Origin of the sequence: Vibrio sp. JC009 (genome assembly GCF_029016485.1) — a bacterium.
Taxonomy (GTDB): domain Bacteria; phylum Pseudomonadota; class Gammaproteobacteria; order Enterobacterales; family Vibrionaceae; genus Vibrio.
This window is the reverse complement of sequence record NZ_CP092106.1, coordinates 531,520-548,966: the sequence shown is the minus strand read 5'-3', so window position 1 is coordinate 548,966 and position 17,447 is coordinate 531,520. Positions and strand designations below refer to the sequence as shown.

Genomic DNA, 17,447 nt, shown 5'->3' with positions numbered 1-17,447 from the left:
TGTTCTATAATCCCACTTTCTGCAATTCTTTATCCGCAATCTCCTGACTCACTGGCACATAGCCATCTTTCTGAACCATCTCCTGCCCCTGCTTTGAGTAGATAAAGCGGATAAACTCTCTTTCTATTGGCGAAAGCCGTTTGGTCGGGTGCTTATTCACGTAAACATAGAGGTATCTGGACAGAGGATACTTGTCGGCAGAGATATTTTCCGGGGTGGCTTCAATATAGTCGCTGCCATATCTGGCAATAGGCAGATACTTAGCCCCTGAAACCTGATAACCGATTCCCGAATAACCGATAGTGTTGATAGAAGATGCGACCGACTGAACCACTGAAGCCGAACCCGGCAATTCATTCACATATTGCTTAAAGTCACCGCCGCAAAGTGCAGTTTGCTTAAAGAAACCATAGGTACCAGAAACAGAATTTCGCCCGAACAGCTGGAAGCGCCTTTTGGCCCAGCTATCGTCAAGCCCCAGTTGCTGCCAGGTTTCAATCGGGAAGTGCCCGCCACAGTTCAGGGTAATAGAAAAAATCGCGTCAATCTGTTCAAAGTTCAGACCTTTAACCGGGTTATCTTCGTGAACAAAGATACCGATAGCATCAATCGCGACTCTTAACGCCGTCGGTTTGTAGCCGTGCTCCCGCTCAAAGGCTTCAATCTCTTTTAGGCGCATCAGCCGGCTCATAGGCCCCAGTTGAGCAGTCCCTTCCGCCAAAGCCGGCCCCGCCGTCGAAGAACCCGACGCCTGCACCTGCATCACCACGTTAGGGTAAATTTCCTGAAACTCTTCACTCCAGCGGGACATAATGCTCGCCAGCGTATCTGACCCGGTAGAAGTAAGGTTACCTGACAGCCCCTGAATACGGTTGTATTCGGGCAGGTCTTTTGCTATTGAAATATGGCCAACTGACAACATAGCAATCGTGAGCAAAGCACCTAACAATCTCTTCATTGGTCTGGGAATGTCCTCTCGTTCCCACGCTCCAGCGTGGGAATGTATATCTGACTATTTAACAATAAGCCGCCCGGGCAACACAAACGAAAACTGACTCCCAATCCCCACTTCACTACTGATTTCCAGAGCAGAGTCATGGTGGTTCAGTGCATGCTTAACAATGGCAAGCCCAAGTCCGCTGCCGCCGGTATCACGGGAGCGCGCCTTATCAACCCGGTAGAAACGCTCTGTCAGGCGGTGCAGGTGCTGTGGTTCAATACCTTCACCGCTGTCTTCCACATCCAGGTGCGCCCCTTTCTTGGTCTGATACCAGCGAACATGAATATTAGCGCCCGGAGGCGTGTATTTAACTGCGTTATAAACCAGGTTAGAAATCGCACTGCGTAACTGGTCTTCATCGCCCAGAACCGAAAGGTCTGTATCAATATCAAAATCAAATACATGACCCTGATCTCCGCTGAGCGTGACAGCTTCTTTCTCAAGCACTTCCAGCATACGCGGAACATTCACCACCTGATCCAACTCATGCATTGGTGCCGCTTCAATTTTGGAGAGCGTCAGCAACTGGCTGACAAGGCTGTTCATCCGGTTAAGCTGCTCGGTCATTACACCGTGAGCTTTGGTCCACATAGGGCCAACCACCATATCCGGATCTTCCGTCATCTCCAGATAGCCCTGAAGTACTGTCATTGGCGTGCGCAGTTCGTGAGAGACGTTAGCAAAGAAATTGCGGCGCATCCCCTCAAGCTGTTTAAGCTGACTAACGTCACGAACCACCATCAGGTGCTCACCCTCAGTGTAAGGTACGATACGCAGTTCCAGCATACGCTCGATATTCAGCGGTGAGCGCATCTCAAGAGGTTCAGAGAAATCGTTTTTGTTCAGATATTTGATGAAATCGGGAGTACGGATAAGATTTGAAATAGGCTGTCCGGAATCATCCGGCCAGCGGAAGCCAAGCAGATGCTGAGCCAGTTTGTTACACCAGACAATATTACCTTCACCACGGAAAACCACCACGGCATCCGGCAGCGCTTCGGCACCGTTTCTGAAACGGCGGATAAGATTGGTCAGCTCTTTGCGCCTTCTTCTCTGACGCTGCTGAAGACGGTAAATACCATTAAACAGGCCTTCCCAGTGGCCGGTGCCCGAAGGCGGTGTCAATCGCTTCTCATCCCAGAGCCAGGAAGAGAGCCGCACCTGATTATGCAGGTGCCAGAAAAGCTGAATAACCGTGGCAGCTAGCAGCAACCACGGCATATATCCAAACAGCCACCCCACTATTACCCAGGGGGTGTAAAAAAAAGCTAGCGACCAGGCTAGCTTTTTCCAGGTTAACTTTTCAACCATCTAGTTCTCCGTCACCGGATACCTTATATCCTGACAGTTCAATTAAGCTTTTGTTGAAAAACGGTAGCCAGCTCCGCGAACGGTCTGCACCAGCTTGTCGTGCCCTTCACCTTCAAGCGCTTTACGCAGGCGGCGGATATGTACGTCTACAGTACGGTCTTCAACATATACATTGGTACCCCAGACGTTATTCAAAAGCTGCTCGCGGCTGTAAACACGTTCCTGATGCGTCATAAAGAAATGCAACATCTTAAACTCTGTAGGTCCCATATCTATCGCTTCATCATTCACTGTTACGCGATGCGATACAGGATCCAGTCTCAGGCCCTGAACGTCAATTACATCCTCAAGAGCTGTCGGAGTTACGCGGCGGATAACGGCTTTCAGGCGAGCGACAAGTTCTTTCGGTGAGAACGGCTTAGTGATGTAGTCATCTGCGCCCACTTCCAGCCCTTTAACCTTGTCTTCTTCTTCACCACGAGCGGTTAGCATAACAACCGGAATATTGCGGGTTAGCTCATCACGCTTCAGATGTTTGATCATATTGATACCGGAACCACCTGGCAGCATCCAGTCCAGAAGAATCAGATCCGGGTAGGGTTCGCACAGCTTGCTAAGCGCAGTATCGTAATCTTCTGCTTCTACTGCCTGATAGCCTTTTTGTTCAAGAACGAAGCAAAGCATCTCACGAATCGGGGCTTCATCTTCAACAACCAGAATCCTTCTCGCCATAATTGAATAACCTTTTGAGTATCTGTCAACGCTACGCATTATCTGTACTTAGTATGACACTTTTGTGACCTTTGCAAACTATTTTTCATATAACTGTCGTATTCAGTTCATTGCTTCTTAAAAAAGAAGATTCGGCGCAAAATACAGAAAGTTAGCCCGCTAAGTTAAACAAAGCACTCTACAAACCCGCTTATTTCACCTATTATTGCGGCCACTAAACAGAGTGAAAAGAGAGCAACTATGTGGTTTAAAAACTGTCTGGTTTATCGCTTCAACCGCGATATCGAATTCAACGCAGATAAACTGGAAAAGCAACTGGAAGAGTTCCGCTTTACTCCATGTGGCAGTCAGGATAAGAGCAAAACCGGCTGGTGCAACGTGATGGGAAAACATGGCGATATGATGACCCATGTTTCTGAGAAACGTATTCTTATCTGCGCTAAAAAAGAAGAAAAAATGCTTCCGGCTTCTGTGATTAAAGATTCTATGACTGAAAAAGTTGAGATGATGGAGCAGGAAGGTGGCCGCCCTCTGAATAAGAAAGAGAAGGACAACATTAAGGAAGATATTATTGTCGACCTGCTTCCCCGCGCCTTCAGCCGCAGCCAGAATACCTTTGTATTAATCCTGCCAGAAGAAAGGATGATCCTGGTTGACGCAAGCAGCTATAAAAAAGCCGAAGATGTTCTGGCTCTGCTGCGTAAAACCATGGGCAGCCTTCCGGTTGTTCCGGCCTTCCCGGAAAGAGATGTTGATGAGTCAATGACCGAGTGGGTGAAATCCGGTGAAGCACCACACGGATTCGAAATGCTGGACGAGGCGGAGCTACGGTCAGTACAGGAAGATGGCGGCATCATCCGCTGTAAGAAGCAGGAACTGAGCGCAGAAGAGATCCTGAACCATATCGAAGCCAATAAAGTTGTAACTAAACTGGCTCTGAACTGGCAGGAAAGAATCGAGTTCCTTCTGGCAGACGACGGCAGCATCAAGCGCCTTAAATTCAGCGATGAACTGAAAGATGAGAATGAAGATATCCCAAGAGAAGATCAGGCCGCACGCTTTGACGCGGATATCTCTTTGATGAGTTCGGAGTTTAGTGTTTTTCTTCCGGCGCTTTATGAGGCGTTGGGGGGATTGCCGGAAGAATAATAAGGGGCCCTCGGCCCTAGGTTTCTGGGCCCTGGGAAATGCCAATACTATACTCCCAGGGCCTAATAGGACGAAGTCCGTCCCAGGGCCCAGGGCCCATAGACCAAACTCCTGCTACAAGACAACACTTCAAAACGCCAACAAAGTTCAAGTTTTCCCCTATCCTAATCCCAAATTTTCCCGTAAAATCCGCCTCCCCATCCCGCTATCAGGTAGCGTGATCCTGACTTATAATCAGACAGAGAATTTAGCAATGTTTAAACCAGAACTACTGTCCCCTGCGGGCAGCCTTAAGAATATGCGTTACGCATTCGCCTACGGTGCAGATGCGGTGTACGCTGGCCAGCCTCGTTACAGCCTTCGTGTTCGTAACAACGAATTTAACCACGAGAACCTGAAAATCGGTATCGATGAAGCGCATGCTCAGGGTAAAAAGCTGTACGTTGTATGTAACATCCAGCCGCATAACTCTAAACTGAAGACGTTTATCCGTGACCTGAAACCGGTTGTGGATATGGGCCCTGATGCGCTGATCATGTCTGATCCTGGTCTGATTATGATGGTTCGTGAAGCTTTTCCTGAAATGCCTATCCACCTTTCAGTGCAGGCGAACGCGGTTAACTGGGCGACAGTAAAATTCTGGGAATCACAGGGCGTTGAGCGTGTCATTCTTTCCCGAGAGCTTTCTCTGGAAGAGATCGAAGAGATCCGCGAAAAATGCCCGGGCACAGAAATTGAAATCTTTGTTCATGGTGCGCTTTGCATGGCGTACTCCGGCCGCTGCCTGCTTTCTGGCTACATCAACAAGCGTGACCCTAACCAGGGTACCTGCACCAACGCCTGCCGCTGGGAATATAAAGTGGAAAAAGCAGAGCAGGACGACGCAGGGCAGATCGTTGAAATTCAGGAAGCGCAGGAACGTCCTGACAACACCATCGGCCTTGGCAAACCTACAGATGAAGTTGTATTGCTTTCTGAAAGCCACCGCCCTGACGAAAAAATGGCGGCATTTGAAGATGAGCACGGCACCTACATCATGAACTCAAAGGATCTTCGTGCAATTCAGCATGTTGAGCGCCTGACGAAAATGGGTGTTCACTCACTGAAAATCGAAGGCCGTACTAAATCTTTCTACTACTGCGCAAGAACGGCACAGGTTTACCGCAAGGCAATTGACGATGCGGTAGCCGGCAAGCCATTTGATACCAGCCTGATGGGCACACTGGAGAGCCTTGCACACCGTGGTTATACCGAAGGCTTCCTTCGCCGTCATACTCATGACGCGTATCAGAACTACGATTACGGCTACTCGGTTTCTGACTCCCAGCAGTTTGTGGGCGAGTTTACCGGCAAGCGTCGTGGCGAGCTGGCAGAAGTGGAAGTAAAAAACAAGTTTATGATTGGCGACAGCCTGGAGCTGATGACTCCGCAAGGCAATGTTATCTTTACACTTAATCAGATGGAAAACCGTAAGTCTGAATCCATTGACGATGCGAAAGGTAACGGCCACTTTGTCTTTATCCCGGTTCCTGAAGATATGGATCTTGAGTACGGTCTGCTGATGCGAAACCTTAACGCCGGACAGGACACAAGAAACCCAACCGGCAAATAACCGCCACTGTTGCTCAGTTTTTATACTTTTAAACAAATTAGCCGGAAATTTAAATTTCCGGCTAATTTCTTGTTATGACAAAGTAAAAATAATAACAATTTACATAATAAGCTCTGCTAAGTATTGCATTGGTACTTAAAATGCATAGGATGTTGTGAAAAATAAAAATAAGAAACGTCGTTGGTGCTAGTAAATAAACAACCAAATATGAGTCTTATATTATGAACGGTATCTACAAAATCGAAACCTACAGCGAATCTTGTGCAGACAAGATCTCTGGCTACATTTTAAAAATGGGCGGACGATGTGTAGTTCAGGGATGGGCAGTCATTACCGATCACTGTTTCAGCAGTCAGAACTCTCTGAGTCTGCTTCCGGACATTTCACGCATTTCTGACGATGTAAGTGAATCGGATCTTCACAACTGGAATCTTGCCCTCCAGATAGCAGCATAATACTTCAGGTAACTTCAAGATACGGTGCTTCGAACCCTATCCTGAAGTTGCCAGAGGTATAAATAAAATTCCCAATATCATGGCTTGTAGCTCAATTTATGCTACACTTCGCGCCCAGTTTTATTCCTTACGCATTCCCTGATAGGTATTTCCATGGCTCTTCTGATACAAAGCAGCTGCATTAACTGTGATATGTGCGAACCCGAGTGTCCGAACAACGCTATATCTATGGGCGACGAGATCTATGAGATCGATCCAAACCTGTGTACCGAATGTAAAGGTCATTATGATGCACCAACCTGCCAGTCAGTTTGTCCTATCACCAAGTGCATCATTACCGATCCCCAGCACGTTGAAACTGATGAAGAGTTGTTAGAAAAATTCGTCATTATTCAGGGCCTGGCCTAACCTGATTCTTTCCCTGTTAACATCGAAATAACACTCATCCTACCACTTTTGTGTAAACGCTCTCACATCTTGAAGCAGCTCACAGTTTTATTGACCTAACTATCACATAATCAAATCGTAAGTTGACCCGTGCGACACATTTTCCTGTAACGGGTGATAATGTTCCAATAAAACAGCGGAGGGTATCGGATGAACGATATCTACAAGATTGAAACCTATAGTGACTCCTGTGCGAATGAAGTGTCTGACTTTATCGTCAATATGGGAGGCCAGTGCGTGGTTCAAGGATGGGCTGTTATAACCGATTACACATTTAACTCACCTGCATGTACCCAATTGCTTTCTGTGATTTCATCCATAAGCGATAACGTCAGCGACACTGATATGCAGCACTGGGTGAACACACTATCAATGGTTGTTTAAAACACCAGATAGTTTAAAAAGGATCAGTAAAAGGCAGGATAAATTCCTGCCTTTTTTATTTTTTGCTTATCATGCCAACAGAACTCACCTCCGCCTGACCTGATATCAATTTACTCAGATGCACCCTTAAGTGTAAACGTTACCACTAAGTGAACTAATTCACAGTTTCTTCCAAAGCGATCCCCCATAATATCTTCACCGAGATAACAATAGTGAACAACTATGAACGAACAGATTGTGTCCCTTAAGGGAACAGAAACTGAAATTTTATTTAAACTGTGTGATTACACAGAAATCCTTTACTGGGGAGAAGCTTTCAACTCCCACAAGCAGCACGAAGAACAAACCCTTTCCAGAGCTATCCCCTATGGCCGGCTGGATACAGATATTCCAATGACTCTGCATCCGGAACTGGGCAGAGGCCTGTTCAGCAGCCCCGCTCTGGAAGGTCACCGTAATGGTCAGCACTGGGCTCCGGTATTTATCAACAAGTCCGTTGAAAGCAAGGATCACTCACTGATTATCACCAGTGAAGATGAACTGGCCGGTCTTGCGCTTAAAACTGAACTGTCACTGGATAAAAATGATGTAGTCAAAGTGCGCCATACCCTGACAAACCTTCAGGATGGCCCTTATTCAGTTAACCGTCTGGCAAGCACCCTGCCTCTGCCGGAAAGAGCAAAAGAGCTGCTGACCTACTACGGCCGCTGGGTAAATGAGTTCCAGCAGACACGTACACTTCTGACTCAGGGCGGTTACCAGCAGGAAAACCGTCGCGGACGCACTTCACATGAACACTACCCTGCATTGATTGCCGGAACAAAAGGCTTTGATGAGCTAAGCGGCGAAAGCTGGGGCTTCCATCTTGCCTGGAGTGGTAACCACAGAATGCGCGTGGATGTTAAAGCCGACGGACGCCGCTTTATGCAGGCTGAAGCGCTTTATCTGCCGGGTGAAATCGTTCTTGAGAAAGGTGAAAGTATCTCAACGCCCTGGTTGTACGCAGCATACAGCGACAGTGGCCTGAATAAGATGAGTCAGCATTTCCACCAGCATGTAAGAGAAAACATTCTTGGTAGCCGAATCTCATCCAAGCCCCGCCCGATTCACCTGAACACCTGGGAAGGCATCTATTTCGACCACGATCCTGACTACATTATGGATATGGCAACCCAGTCAGCTGAGATGGGCGTGGAGCGCTTTATTATCGATGATGGCTGGTTCCGTAAGCGCGATGGCGATAAAGCCGCGCTGGGCGACTGGTATCTGGATGAAGATAAGTATCCGGAAGGCCTGCAGAAGCTCGTTGAACATGTCAATGATCAGGGTATGGAATTCGGCCTCTGGTTTGAGCCGGAAATGATCAACAAAGACTCGGATCTTTACCGCACTCATCCGCAGTGGCTGTTAGCCGTTGATGGTTACGAGCAGCCAACCGGACGCAACCAGTACGCTATCAACCTGCAGATTGATGAAGCCTTTGACTATCTGTTCGATCGCCTTGATCACTTCCTGAGTACCTACAATATTGAGTACATCAAATGGGATATGAACCGCGAGATCGTCCAGCCCGGACACAATGGCTACGCATCTGGCCACAAGCAGGTTGAGCGCTACTATCAGCTGGTCGATAAACTGGTAGCCAAACACCCGGGTGTTGAAATCGAATCCTGCGCTGCGGGCGGTGGCCGTATAGACTTTGAGGTACTAAAACGCACCCTTCGCTTCTGGGCTTCCGATAACAACGATGCTCTGGAGCGTCAGCAAATCCAGCGTGGCATGAGCTACTTCTTCCCGCCTGAGGTGATGGGCTGTCATATCGGTGCCAAACACTGCCACAGCACTCGCCGTACCCACGACATCAACTTCCGCGGCCTGACGGCTCTGTTCGGTCATATGGGGATTGAGCTGGATCCGGTTAAAGAAGCCGCCGAAGAAAAAGAGGGCTTTATTAAGTATATCGAGCTGCATAAACAGCTTCGCCCGCTTCTGCACAGCGGCAAGGGCGTTCGCTTTAACACGGATGATGAAGCGCATCTTGCCCACGGTGTGATTGCTGAAGATCAGAAGCAGGCTGCCATTATGATTGCTCAGCTGGCCATGCCAACCAATTCACTGAGCAGTACACTGCGTATTCCTGGGCTGAAGAAAGAGGCGGTCTACAAAATCACGCTTCTGGATCAGCCGGATAACTTTAACGACATTGTGAATACTCAACCACAATGGACTAAAGAAGAGATGGCTTGTTCCGGAGAGTGGCTGGAGAAAGCAGGTATTGCTGTGCCTGTTCTGGATCCTGAGACTGCGGTTCTTGTGAAGTTAGAGCAGATATAAGCTTCATAGCAAAGGTAAAAAGCCCGGCTTGATAATCAAACCGGGCTTTTTTATCAATGTTCAACCGCGAACGTTAAAGCGACAGGGTAAAGCTGTACTCATAACGAGAGTCTTCCAACAGAAACTCTTTATGAACGCTCGGGCTCCATGAGTCATCACCGCCGATGCCCATTGAATATCCGTCAAGGCGTACATACAGGCAGTCATCAGCTTTCAGTTCATTGGTGTGCTTCGCTTCTGCCAGAGTTGTCTGACTGTAACGGCTTACCGCAAAGTTAAAATCACCTTCAACCAGCATGTTTCCTGCTTTAACGCGTTTCACATCGCAGCGAAGGCCATTTTCCGATGGGAAGATATAGTCAGTATGCATCTCTTCAACCGGCAGAGAATACTCACCCACTCTTGCTGAGCTCATACGATCCGGGTAGTTTTCGTGAGGGCCGCGTCCGTACCAGTCAATGTTTGAAGCCGGAACCGGAAGTGCAAACTCACAGCCAACACGAGGCAAAGAAGGCAGGCCTTCCGCCACATCAACCACCACTGATACCGCCAGCTTGTCATCACCTGTGATTTCATATTTCCACTCAGAAATAAGCACCACTTCACCATTAGCAAAATGGTGGTAAGAAGCAGAAACAAGCGCGCTCTTAGCCGTCTCTTCCACCTGAATGAATTTGCATTCACGGGTCAGAGAGTCCAGGCCTGACTGGCTCCACTTGCTGATCCAGGAGTTAGGATCAACAAAGTCAGCTTCACTGGTGCCGATATCGTTATCCAGCGGTGCGCGGTAGAAGTTATCTTTCAGCGGTTCAATAAGCTGCTCTTCACCTTCTTTTATCCAGGAAGACAAGGCACCGCTGCCCTTTTCAAAACTGATCACAGATGACGAAGTCTTAACAGTGATCGCCTCTTCTGAAGTTTTAACCTGTGGCGGCGACATAGCAACCTCCTCATCACTTACCGGCGCAAGGCTTAGTGAGCCGGACAGTGGCAACTGCTCCTGCGCTGTAACATGGCCTTTTTCCGCCCACTTCAGATCCTTGTTCAGAACCAAGTCAATATTCAGGTAGCTCTCTTTACCGGCAGCCACTTCCGGCAGATTATCCGCCAGCTTAAACACTTTGGTTTCTGAAGGCTGAATATCAAGCTCAAACTCACCGCTTGCGATAACTTTACCTTCTTCGCAGACCTGCCACTTCAGTGTTTCATCTTCACTTGCCGCAAACAGATTCTCACTGGTGACTTCAATCGCAAGACCATTCTCATTATGAAGCGCAAACTGATAGAACTGCTGTGCCTTCTTCACTTCAAACAGAGAAGGATGCGGAGTACGGTCCGGGAACATCAGGCCATTGATACAGAACTGACGGTCGTTGATTTCATCACCAAAGTCACCACCATAACCCCAGAACTTCTGGCCGTTTTCATCATACTTGGTCAGGCCCTGATCAACCCAGTCCCAGATAAAGCCGCCCTGAAGTCTAGGATACTGACGGAACGCTTCCCAGTACTTATTAAAGCTACCAGAGCTGTTACCCATAGCGTGTGAATATTCACAAAGGATCAGCGGACGGTTTTCGCCCGGACGGGTGATCCAGCCTTTAATTGCCCACTTAGGCACGGCTTCAAATGGCTGATCCTGATCCACTCGCGCATACATAGGACAGATAATATCGGTTGCCGCAGTATCAGAGCCGCCACCTTCATACTGAACCGGACGGCCTGGATCGCGCTGCTTGGTCCACTGGTACATAGCATGGTGGTTAAAGCCGATGCCGGACTCGTTACCCAGAGACCAGATAATAATGGAGGCGTGGTTCTTATCACGTTCAACCATACCCACCATTCTCTGCATATAAGCATTCAGCCACAGAGAATCATTAGACAGTCGGCTCATCGGGAACTGACCGTGAGTTTCTATGTTTGCTTCATCAACGACATACAGGCCGTACTCATCACACAGCTCATAGAATCTCGGGTGGTTCGGATAGTGCGCGGTACGAACCGCATTAAAGTTATTCTGTTTCAGCAGCAGGATATCTTCCAGCATGCTCTGTTCAGAAACCGCATGACCGTCAGTTTCATGATGCTCATGTCGGTTTACACCACGGATCAGTACCGGCTTACCATTTACTTTCAGCAGGCCGTCTTCAATTTCTACGCTGCGGAAACCGATACGGTACGCTTCACAGTCAACCAGCTCATTGTTCTCATCAAGCAGTGAGACGACACAGCGGTAAAGGTAAGGAGACTCCGCGCTCCACTTCTGTGGTTCAGTTACTGCAATTTCATGGAAAGCGATATCTTCCCAGCTGCCCTTTTCATCAATAACACGCTGACCGCACTGGCTGTTATAACCAGCCGATTCACCAATAGGCTGATTGTTCGCATCAAACAGTTTTACGTTAATTTTATGACTGGTTGTTTTGCTGTTAAGGCGTGTTCTCAGTTTCAGGGTTGCGTCACGGTAAGTCCCGTCCAGCTCTGTCTGGATACTAATGTCTTCCAGTGCGACTTCCGGCTTACTCAGCAGGGAAACATCGCGGAAAATACCGCTTAGCCACCACATATCCTGATCTTCAAGATAAGAGCCATCAGACCAGCGCATTACCATCACCATTAGCTGGTTTTTGCCTGCTTTCAGGTAAGAGCTAAGATCGAACTCAGCCGGAAGGCGGCTGTCCTGGGAATAACCAACCCACTCACCGTTACACCAGAGATGAAAAGCAGAGTTCACGCCCTCAAAGATAATTCTGGTGGTGCGCTTTGCCCACATCTCTTCCAGTTCAAAGCTGGTGCGGTAACAACCGGTTGGGTTCTCTTCTGGTACAAAAGGAGGGTTATCCTGAAACGGATACTTGATGTTTGTATAGATAGGTTTGTCGTGACCCTGCATCTGCCAGTTTGCAGGTACTTTGATATCGTTCCACCCGGCATCATCAAAATCTGCATTTATGCTCTCTGCCGGAACCTCTTCCGGACGGGAAAACAGGTTAAATTTCCACTCACCATTCAGAGATTTTTTATAAGCCGACGAATCAGCTTCCAGAGCACTCTTTTCTGAAGCATAAGCATTCAGGGGAGCGTGTGCTGCAACCTTATTAGCACCAATTACCTGCTGGTTTTCCCAGTCGCGTGCGCGAATAATCTCATCAAATGTTTTCATCTTACTTTACCAAAATAAAACAACCCCATAAGTGACAAGCAGTTATGGGGTCATTGTTACCAAAAAATTATTATGCTTTTGCCAGTTCGTATTCAGCTTCCGCCTGCTCAGCAGCAGCCTTGTCGAAACCTTCGTGCAGACGGTAGTAGCGCTTGTAGATAACTGCACTGATAACCATCATGATGGCTGGCAGACCAAGCATCATAAACTGAAGACCAAAGATAGTGTCGGCAGTCTGTTCTACGTTTGGAACATAACCAACAGCAGACAAACCAACACCAACGATAAAGCCACCGGCAGCACCTGCAAATTTCACCAGCATAGTCTGTACAGAGAAGATAACACTCTCACTACGACGACCAGTTTTGTGCTCACCGTAGTCAACAACGTCAGCCAGCATTACCGTCTGAAGTGCGTTCGCAGTACCCACACCAAACTTGATAGCCGCACCAGACAAGCCGATTAGTAGTGTGCTGCCCGGAGTAAATACGCCCATAAATACAAGGATCAGACATGAAAGAATCGGGAAACCACACGCCATCATCCACAGGTGCTTACGAGGCAGCAGGTTAGCGATACGCGGGAACAGGAATACACCAGCAACTTCCGCTGCACCTGCAATACCCATGTAAACCGGGAACAGGTCAGCATTACCCAGTGCGTAAGTGAAGTAGTAGATAGCGAAGCCACCAACCAGCATGTTTGCAACCTGGAAAGAAAGAACCGAACCAATAAGCGCTTTTAGCTGGTCGTTCTGGCCGATGATTACCATTACATCTTTAAAGTTGAACTTCTCAGCTTTTGCTGTTTCTTCAACTGTCGCTTTCTCTTTTACGTTACGTGCAATCAGGAAAGCACTCATAACAAACAGAACGGCAATCAGACAAGCAACGTTGAAGAAACCAGTACCCTGGTCGCCGTTACCCAGCTCACCAACAATATGCAGACCGTAAGTACCGGTCACAAACCATGCAAGGCTGGCGAACAGACGTGGCCATACAACCAGCTTCTCACGCTCCTGACGAGAGTCAGACAGAGCAGGAATCATTGACCAGTAAGGGATATCCATAATGGTGTAAGTCAGACCCCAAAGGATATAAGCCGCCGCCGCATAAACATACAGTGCAGTGCCTTCAAACATGTGGGTAGCAAAAAGGCCAACAAGCACTACAGCGTTAAGGATGGTACCGATAACGATCCATGGGCGGAACTTACCGAATTTAGAACGTGTATTGTCACAGATTACGCCCATCATAGGGTCAGTAACCGCATCAAGAACTCGTGCAGCAAGGAAGATAGTACCTACAAATGCAGCAGACAGGTTTGCCACATCAGTGAAGTAGAACATCAGGAAAATATAGATAGGCGCACAGGCAAAGTCTTTACCTAAGGCACCCAGGCCATATGAAAGTTTTGTTTTAAGGGTGATCGTCGAATTAGACATAAAAAGTAAACCTAGTAGTAAATATTTATTAAAGCAGGCGTAGTCTCTTACATCTTTTACCTCAATTCTGTGATCTAAATCCTACTTGGAAACGTTTACACCTACCTTTCGGGTGATCAGTTAAAATTATTGACAATGATCACAAAAATAGTAGCCAGGCATGATTATCAAATAAATAAAAAAATATTTATTCCACAGCTAATTCTCTCTCAACCCCAGTAAAAACGGCGCCTCCCTGTTTAATTGGTTTATTTTACAAGCATGTTTTCGCAAACTATTTATAATCACATATTATTTGCAAACGTTTACATTTAATATTCCATATTTTCTGTATTTATTGTCATTATAAATACTCTGAGATGACAGAATTTAACTTAAAACCATCCTTATTTATCCCGCCTTACAATAAAAAATAAAATTATATAAATAGCCCAGACAGGCTCGCAAAACACAATAACTTGCTGATCATAAAGGTGATCTAATTCGTAACTCGCGAGATAATTATACCTTCCAGACACGATTCGTTACTTAGTAAAATTGTTATGCGCATACTGCTCGTAGAAGACAATCACCTGTTAAGCCACCACGTCAGCTCACAGCTGTCGGAAGCGGGTCATATTGTTGTGACAGAAAACACAGCGTCTGCCGGTCTGCAGACTATCCGGAAACAAGGATTTGATATCGGGATAATCGATATTGGTCTGCCGGACTTTGACGGCATCCGCCTGATAAAACAGATCCGCCGGGACGGACTAGCCATTCCTCTTATCACTCTCACCGCCAGATCAAGCTGGCAGGAGAAGGTCGAAGGCCTGGAGGCCGGAGCCGATGACTATATGGTCAAGCCATTTCAGATGGAGGAGTTGATTGCGCGGCTTTATGCGCTGGTCCGGCGCAGTGCCGGGTTTAGTTCCCAGAACCTGAATGTGGGCAATATAGAACTGAACTTAAACGACAAAAGCGTGTTTGCTAACGGGCAGGCTCTGATCCTCACATCCACCGAATACTCAGTTATTGAGTGCCTGGTAAAAAATCACGACAGGATCATTTCCAAGCAAAAGCTGATTGAATATATCTATCCCCCTGAAGAGATCAGCGAATCTCAGCTCAATACGATTGAAGTTATGGTCTCCAGAGTACGAAAAAAGCTGGCGGAAACCGGAACTTCCGGAGCGATATCCACGGTTCGTGGGCGCGGCTATATTCTGAAAGTGGAGTAACCCGTCTATGCAGTTTCTTATCCGCTCTGACTTTCGCCGCAGGATACTGATTTCAGCGCTGAGCATCTCCTTTGCCTTTCTGATCACAATCGCCTATCTGGTAAACCAGAAACACCACCAGGATGTGTTGCTCGACTTTGTCTCCGATATTGTCCTTCAAATGCCCAGTGTGATAAATGAAATCGAACAATCCGGGCTGCTCCCTGACCCTGAAGAGTGGAGCCACTACTACGCCCCCTCCTCTGCTGAAATTTCCGCGGTGATCTGTGATAAAAACGACAGGCTTCTCTGGACTTCCGTTGCCGCACTTCTGCCCGGAGGCAAAAATGAGAACTTTAATATCTGCGCCTTCCTGCCGGACAAACTCAATAAGCCACAACTCTTTGAAGATGCTGATGGCGAAAATTTTGTAGCCTATAAGATGATGAAGCATAAATACGACAAAGATATGCGTATTATTGTCCTTAAATCGGCCAACAAAGAGATCCGGCAATTAGAGCAGCTTGAACAACTGATCCTTATCTTTATCGTGGCGCTTATTCTGTTAACTATTGCCACGCTTGTTTTGCTCTTTCGCTGGGCCTTAAATCCGGTAAAAATGCTGGTCAGTGAGATACACAAAATTCAGGAAAACCACCAAAGCCGGATAGAAGGAAACTACCCGGAAGAGCTACGGGCAACCGTCAGTGCCTTTAACCGCCTGCTTCATCAGGCCGGACAACAGGAAAAGCGTTATAAGAACGCCATGTCCGACCTTGCGCATGGTCTGAAAACCCGCATAGCAACCTCTATGCTGCTGATAAACGAACAAAAAACAGAGGGAACTGATAAACAGCCGTTAATTACAGAGCAGCTCAGCGAAATGGACTCAGTTGTGCAATATCAGCTAAAACGCGCCACATTGGGAGCCAAGGGCCTTAGCAACAGCGAAACGTCCCTGGACAGCGTTATCAACAAGTTTGAACCTATGTTTTCCCAGTTCCACCAGCCAAAGTCCATTGCAATGCAAAGGCGTTTTGCACCTTCCACCACACTGCCCATTGAAGAAGGTGATCTTATTGAAATCTTTGGCAATATATTCGAAAACGCCTACCGCTATGCGCAAAGCCAAATCTCTGTCGCAGTTGAAACAAGCCTTTATGGCTATTTAGTTGAAGTCTGCAATGACGGCCCTGCAATAGAGAAATCCCAAATGGAGCTACTGTTTGCCCGGGGAATACGCGCCGATGAAATCAATCCGGGAACCGGACTGGGACTGGCAATCTGCCGCGAGATTATGCAGAGCTATGGCGGAGATATCTGGTTTGATATCCCCTTTCCTTCGGAGTTGCCTTCGGAGAATGGCGTTTGCCTGAAGTTATTTCTTCCGTACCGGAAGAGCTAGAAACAACTTTTCTTTCACCTAAGTTCAATTACAGGTTAGCAGGTAGGTATAGATAAGCAGACCTTCCTCGCCAGGGATGGCGAGGTAGAGCTACATGAAAGTATTTATGCGTGTCTGCTTATCTATACCTGCCTGCTGGCCTGTAACCCGTACATTACACTCAGTTTACCGAACTAATATCCACCCGGCGGTTTGCCTTACGTTTCTCTGCAGATGTTTCATCGGTTACCGGCTTTAGCTCCCCGTAAGATTTGCCCTGCTGAGTCGCGACATCTTCAGACAGGTAATTCATCACGGTTTCCGTTCGCTTAAGTCCCAAATCAAAATTGTAATCTTCACTACCGGAGCTGTCGGTATGCCCTTCCACCAGCAGATCCTTTGAATTACTGCGCAGCTTATCTTTCAGTTGTTCCAGAATATACCGGCTTTCACTGTCTAAACTGCTTTTATCAAAATCAAAGGTAACCCGGGCAAGAAGGCTGCTGTCCGCAGAATTTGCAGATGATGATACAGATAACAGATATTCCATGCACTCCGCCTCAACACCGGCCCCGACTCCTGCCTGAATAAACCCGGCACTGGCTCCGGCGTTTTCATCAAAGCCGGAGATCTGAAGATAAGGACCGTGATGAGGCTTAACCACTATGGTTTCACCGGCACTTACCTGCTGCTTATATTTGATATCCGGGGTGGAGCAATAGAAGCTAAAGCCGGCACTGCTAAACTCTGCCGAATGACCAGATAAAACAAAGAGTGACGAAGCCACGGCGAATAGATTTTTTATCCAAGGTTTGTTCATTTTTTCTCTC

The 17,447-nt window shown here is 47.4% G+C and carries 14 protein-coding genes; 8 read left to right on the top strand and 6 right to left on the bottom strand.

The genetic code is table 11. The features are described 5' to 3' along the window. Positions 1-4: 4 nt before the first annotated feature. Genes L3Q72_RS02645 through phoB form a run of 3 tightly spaced genes read right to left on the bottom strand, consistent with a single transcriptional unit; the run spans position 5 to position 3,043 of the window. Positions 5-958, bottom strand: coding sequence for a phosphate ABC transporter substrate-binding protein PstS family protein (locus tag L3Q72_RS02645; protein ID WP_275131131.1), 954 nt, complete (start codon positions 956-958; stop codon positions 5-7). Positions 959-1,012: 54 nt separating this feature from the next. Beyond that, positions 1,013-2,311 (bottom strand): phosphate regulon sensor histidine kinase PhoR, encoded by a 1,299-nt coding sequence (gene phoR / locus L3Q72_RS02640; RefSeq protein WP_275131130.1) that lies wholly within the window; start codon positions 2,309-2,311, stop codon positions 1,013-1,015. A 42-nt stretch (positions 2,312-2,353) separates the two neighbouring features. After that, the gene (gene phoB, locus L3Q72_RS02635) at positions 2,354-3,043 is read right to left on the bottom strand and encodes a phosphate regulon transcriptional regulator PhoB (protein ID WP_275131129.1); all 690 of its coding nucleotides are present in this window, start codon (positions 3,041-3,043) and stop codon (positions 2,354-2,356) included. A gap of 240 nt (positions 3,044-3,283) precedes the next feature. On the opposite strand from phoB, the gene rdgC reads away from it, so the two are divergent. The 6 genes from rdgC to L3Q72_RS02605 all read left to right on the top strand — a co-directional run bounded on the left by rdgC (position 3,284) and on the right by L3Q72_RS02605 (position 9,424). Continuing rightward, a complete protein-coding gene (gene rdgC / locus L3Q72_RS02630) occupies positions 3,284-4,192 on the top strand; it encodes a recombination-associated protein RdgC (RefSeq protein WP_275131128.1) in 909 nt (302 codons plus the stop codon). Between the two features lie 253 nt (positions 4,193-4,445). Beyond that, the gene (yegQ, locus tag L3Q72_RS02625) at positions 4,446-5,804 is read left to right on the top strand and encodes a tRNA 5-hydroxyuridine modification protein YegQ (protein WP_275131127.1); all 1,359 of its coding nucleotides are present in this window, start codon (positions 4,446-4,448) and stop codon (positions 5,802-5,804) included. Between the two features lie 221 nt (positions 5,805-6,025). After that, on the top strand, positions 6,026-6,259 hold the full coding sequence (locus tag L3Q72_RS02620) for a hypothetical protein (RefSeq protein WP_275131126.1): 234 nt from the start codon (positions 6,026-6,028) through the stop codon (positions 6,257-6,259). Between the two features lie 153 nt (positions 6,260-6,412). Beyond that, entirely contained in the window at positions 6,413-6,667 is a 255-nt protein-coding gene (locus L3Q72_RS02615; RefSeq protein ID WP_275131125.1) for a YfhL family 4Fe-4S dicluster ferredoxin, read from the top strand. A 189-nt stretch (positions 6,668-6,856) separates the two neighbouring features. Beyond that, complete coding sequence (locus L3Q72_RS02610) at positions 6,857-7,090, top strand: hypothetical protein (RefSeq protein ID WP_275131124.1); 234 nt, start codon at positions 6,857-6,859, stop codon at positions 7,088-7,090. Between the two features lie 222 nt (positions 7,091-7,312). Further along, entirely contained in the window at positions 7,313-9,424 is a 2,112-nt protein-coding gene (locus L3Q72_RS02605) for an alpha-galactosidase (RefSeq protein ID WP_275131123.1), read from the top strand. A 73-nt stretch (positions 9,425-9,497) separates the two neighbouring features. Here L3Q72_RS02605 and L3Q72_RS02600 read toward each other — a convergent pair whose 3' ends face one another. Both L3Q72_RS02600 and melB read right to left on the bottom strand, forming a co-directional pair. Then, on the bottom strand, positions 9,498-12,590 hold the full coding sequence (locus L3Q72_RS02600; RefSeq protein ID WP_275131122.1) for a beta-galactosidase: 3,093 nt from the start codon (positions 12,588-12,590) through the stop codon (positions 9,498-9,500). Between the two features lie 70 nt (positions 12,591-12,660). Continuing rightward, positions 12,661-14,034, bottom strand: coding sequence for a melibiose:sodium transporter MelB (gene melB, locus L3Q72_RS02595; protein WP_275131121.1), 1,374 nt, complete (start codon positions 14,032-14,034; stop codon positions 12,661-12,663). A 542-nt stretch (positions 14,035-14,576) separates the two neighbouring features. Here melB and L3Q72_RS02590 point away from each other — a divergent pair. Then, the gene (locus tag L3Q72_RS02590; RefSeq protein WP_275131120.1) at positions 14,577-15,254 is read left to right on the top strand and encodes a response regulator; all 678 of its coding nucleotides are present in this window, start codon (positions 14,577-14,579) and stop codon (positions 15,252-15,254) included. Positions 15,255-15,261: 7 nt separating this feature from the next. Further along, positions 15,262-16,638: an ATP-binding protein gene (locus L3Q72_RS02585; protein WP_275131119.1), complete on the top strand. Its 1,377-nt coding sequence runs from the start codon at positions 15,262-15,264 to the stop codon at positions 16,636-16,638. A gap of 160 nt (positions 16,639-16,798) precedes the next feature. Here the strand turns inward: L3Q72_RS02585 and L3Q72_RS02580 are convergent, their stop codons facing one another. After that, positions 16,799-17,437: an OmpA family protein gene (locus tag L3Q72_RS02580; RefSeq protein WP_275131118.1), complete on the bottom strand. Its 639-nt coding sequence runs from the start codon at positions 17,435-17,437 to the stop codon at positions 16,799-16,801. Positions 17,438-17,447: the final 10 nt, after the last annotated feature.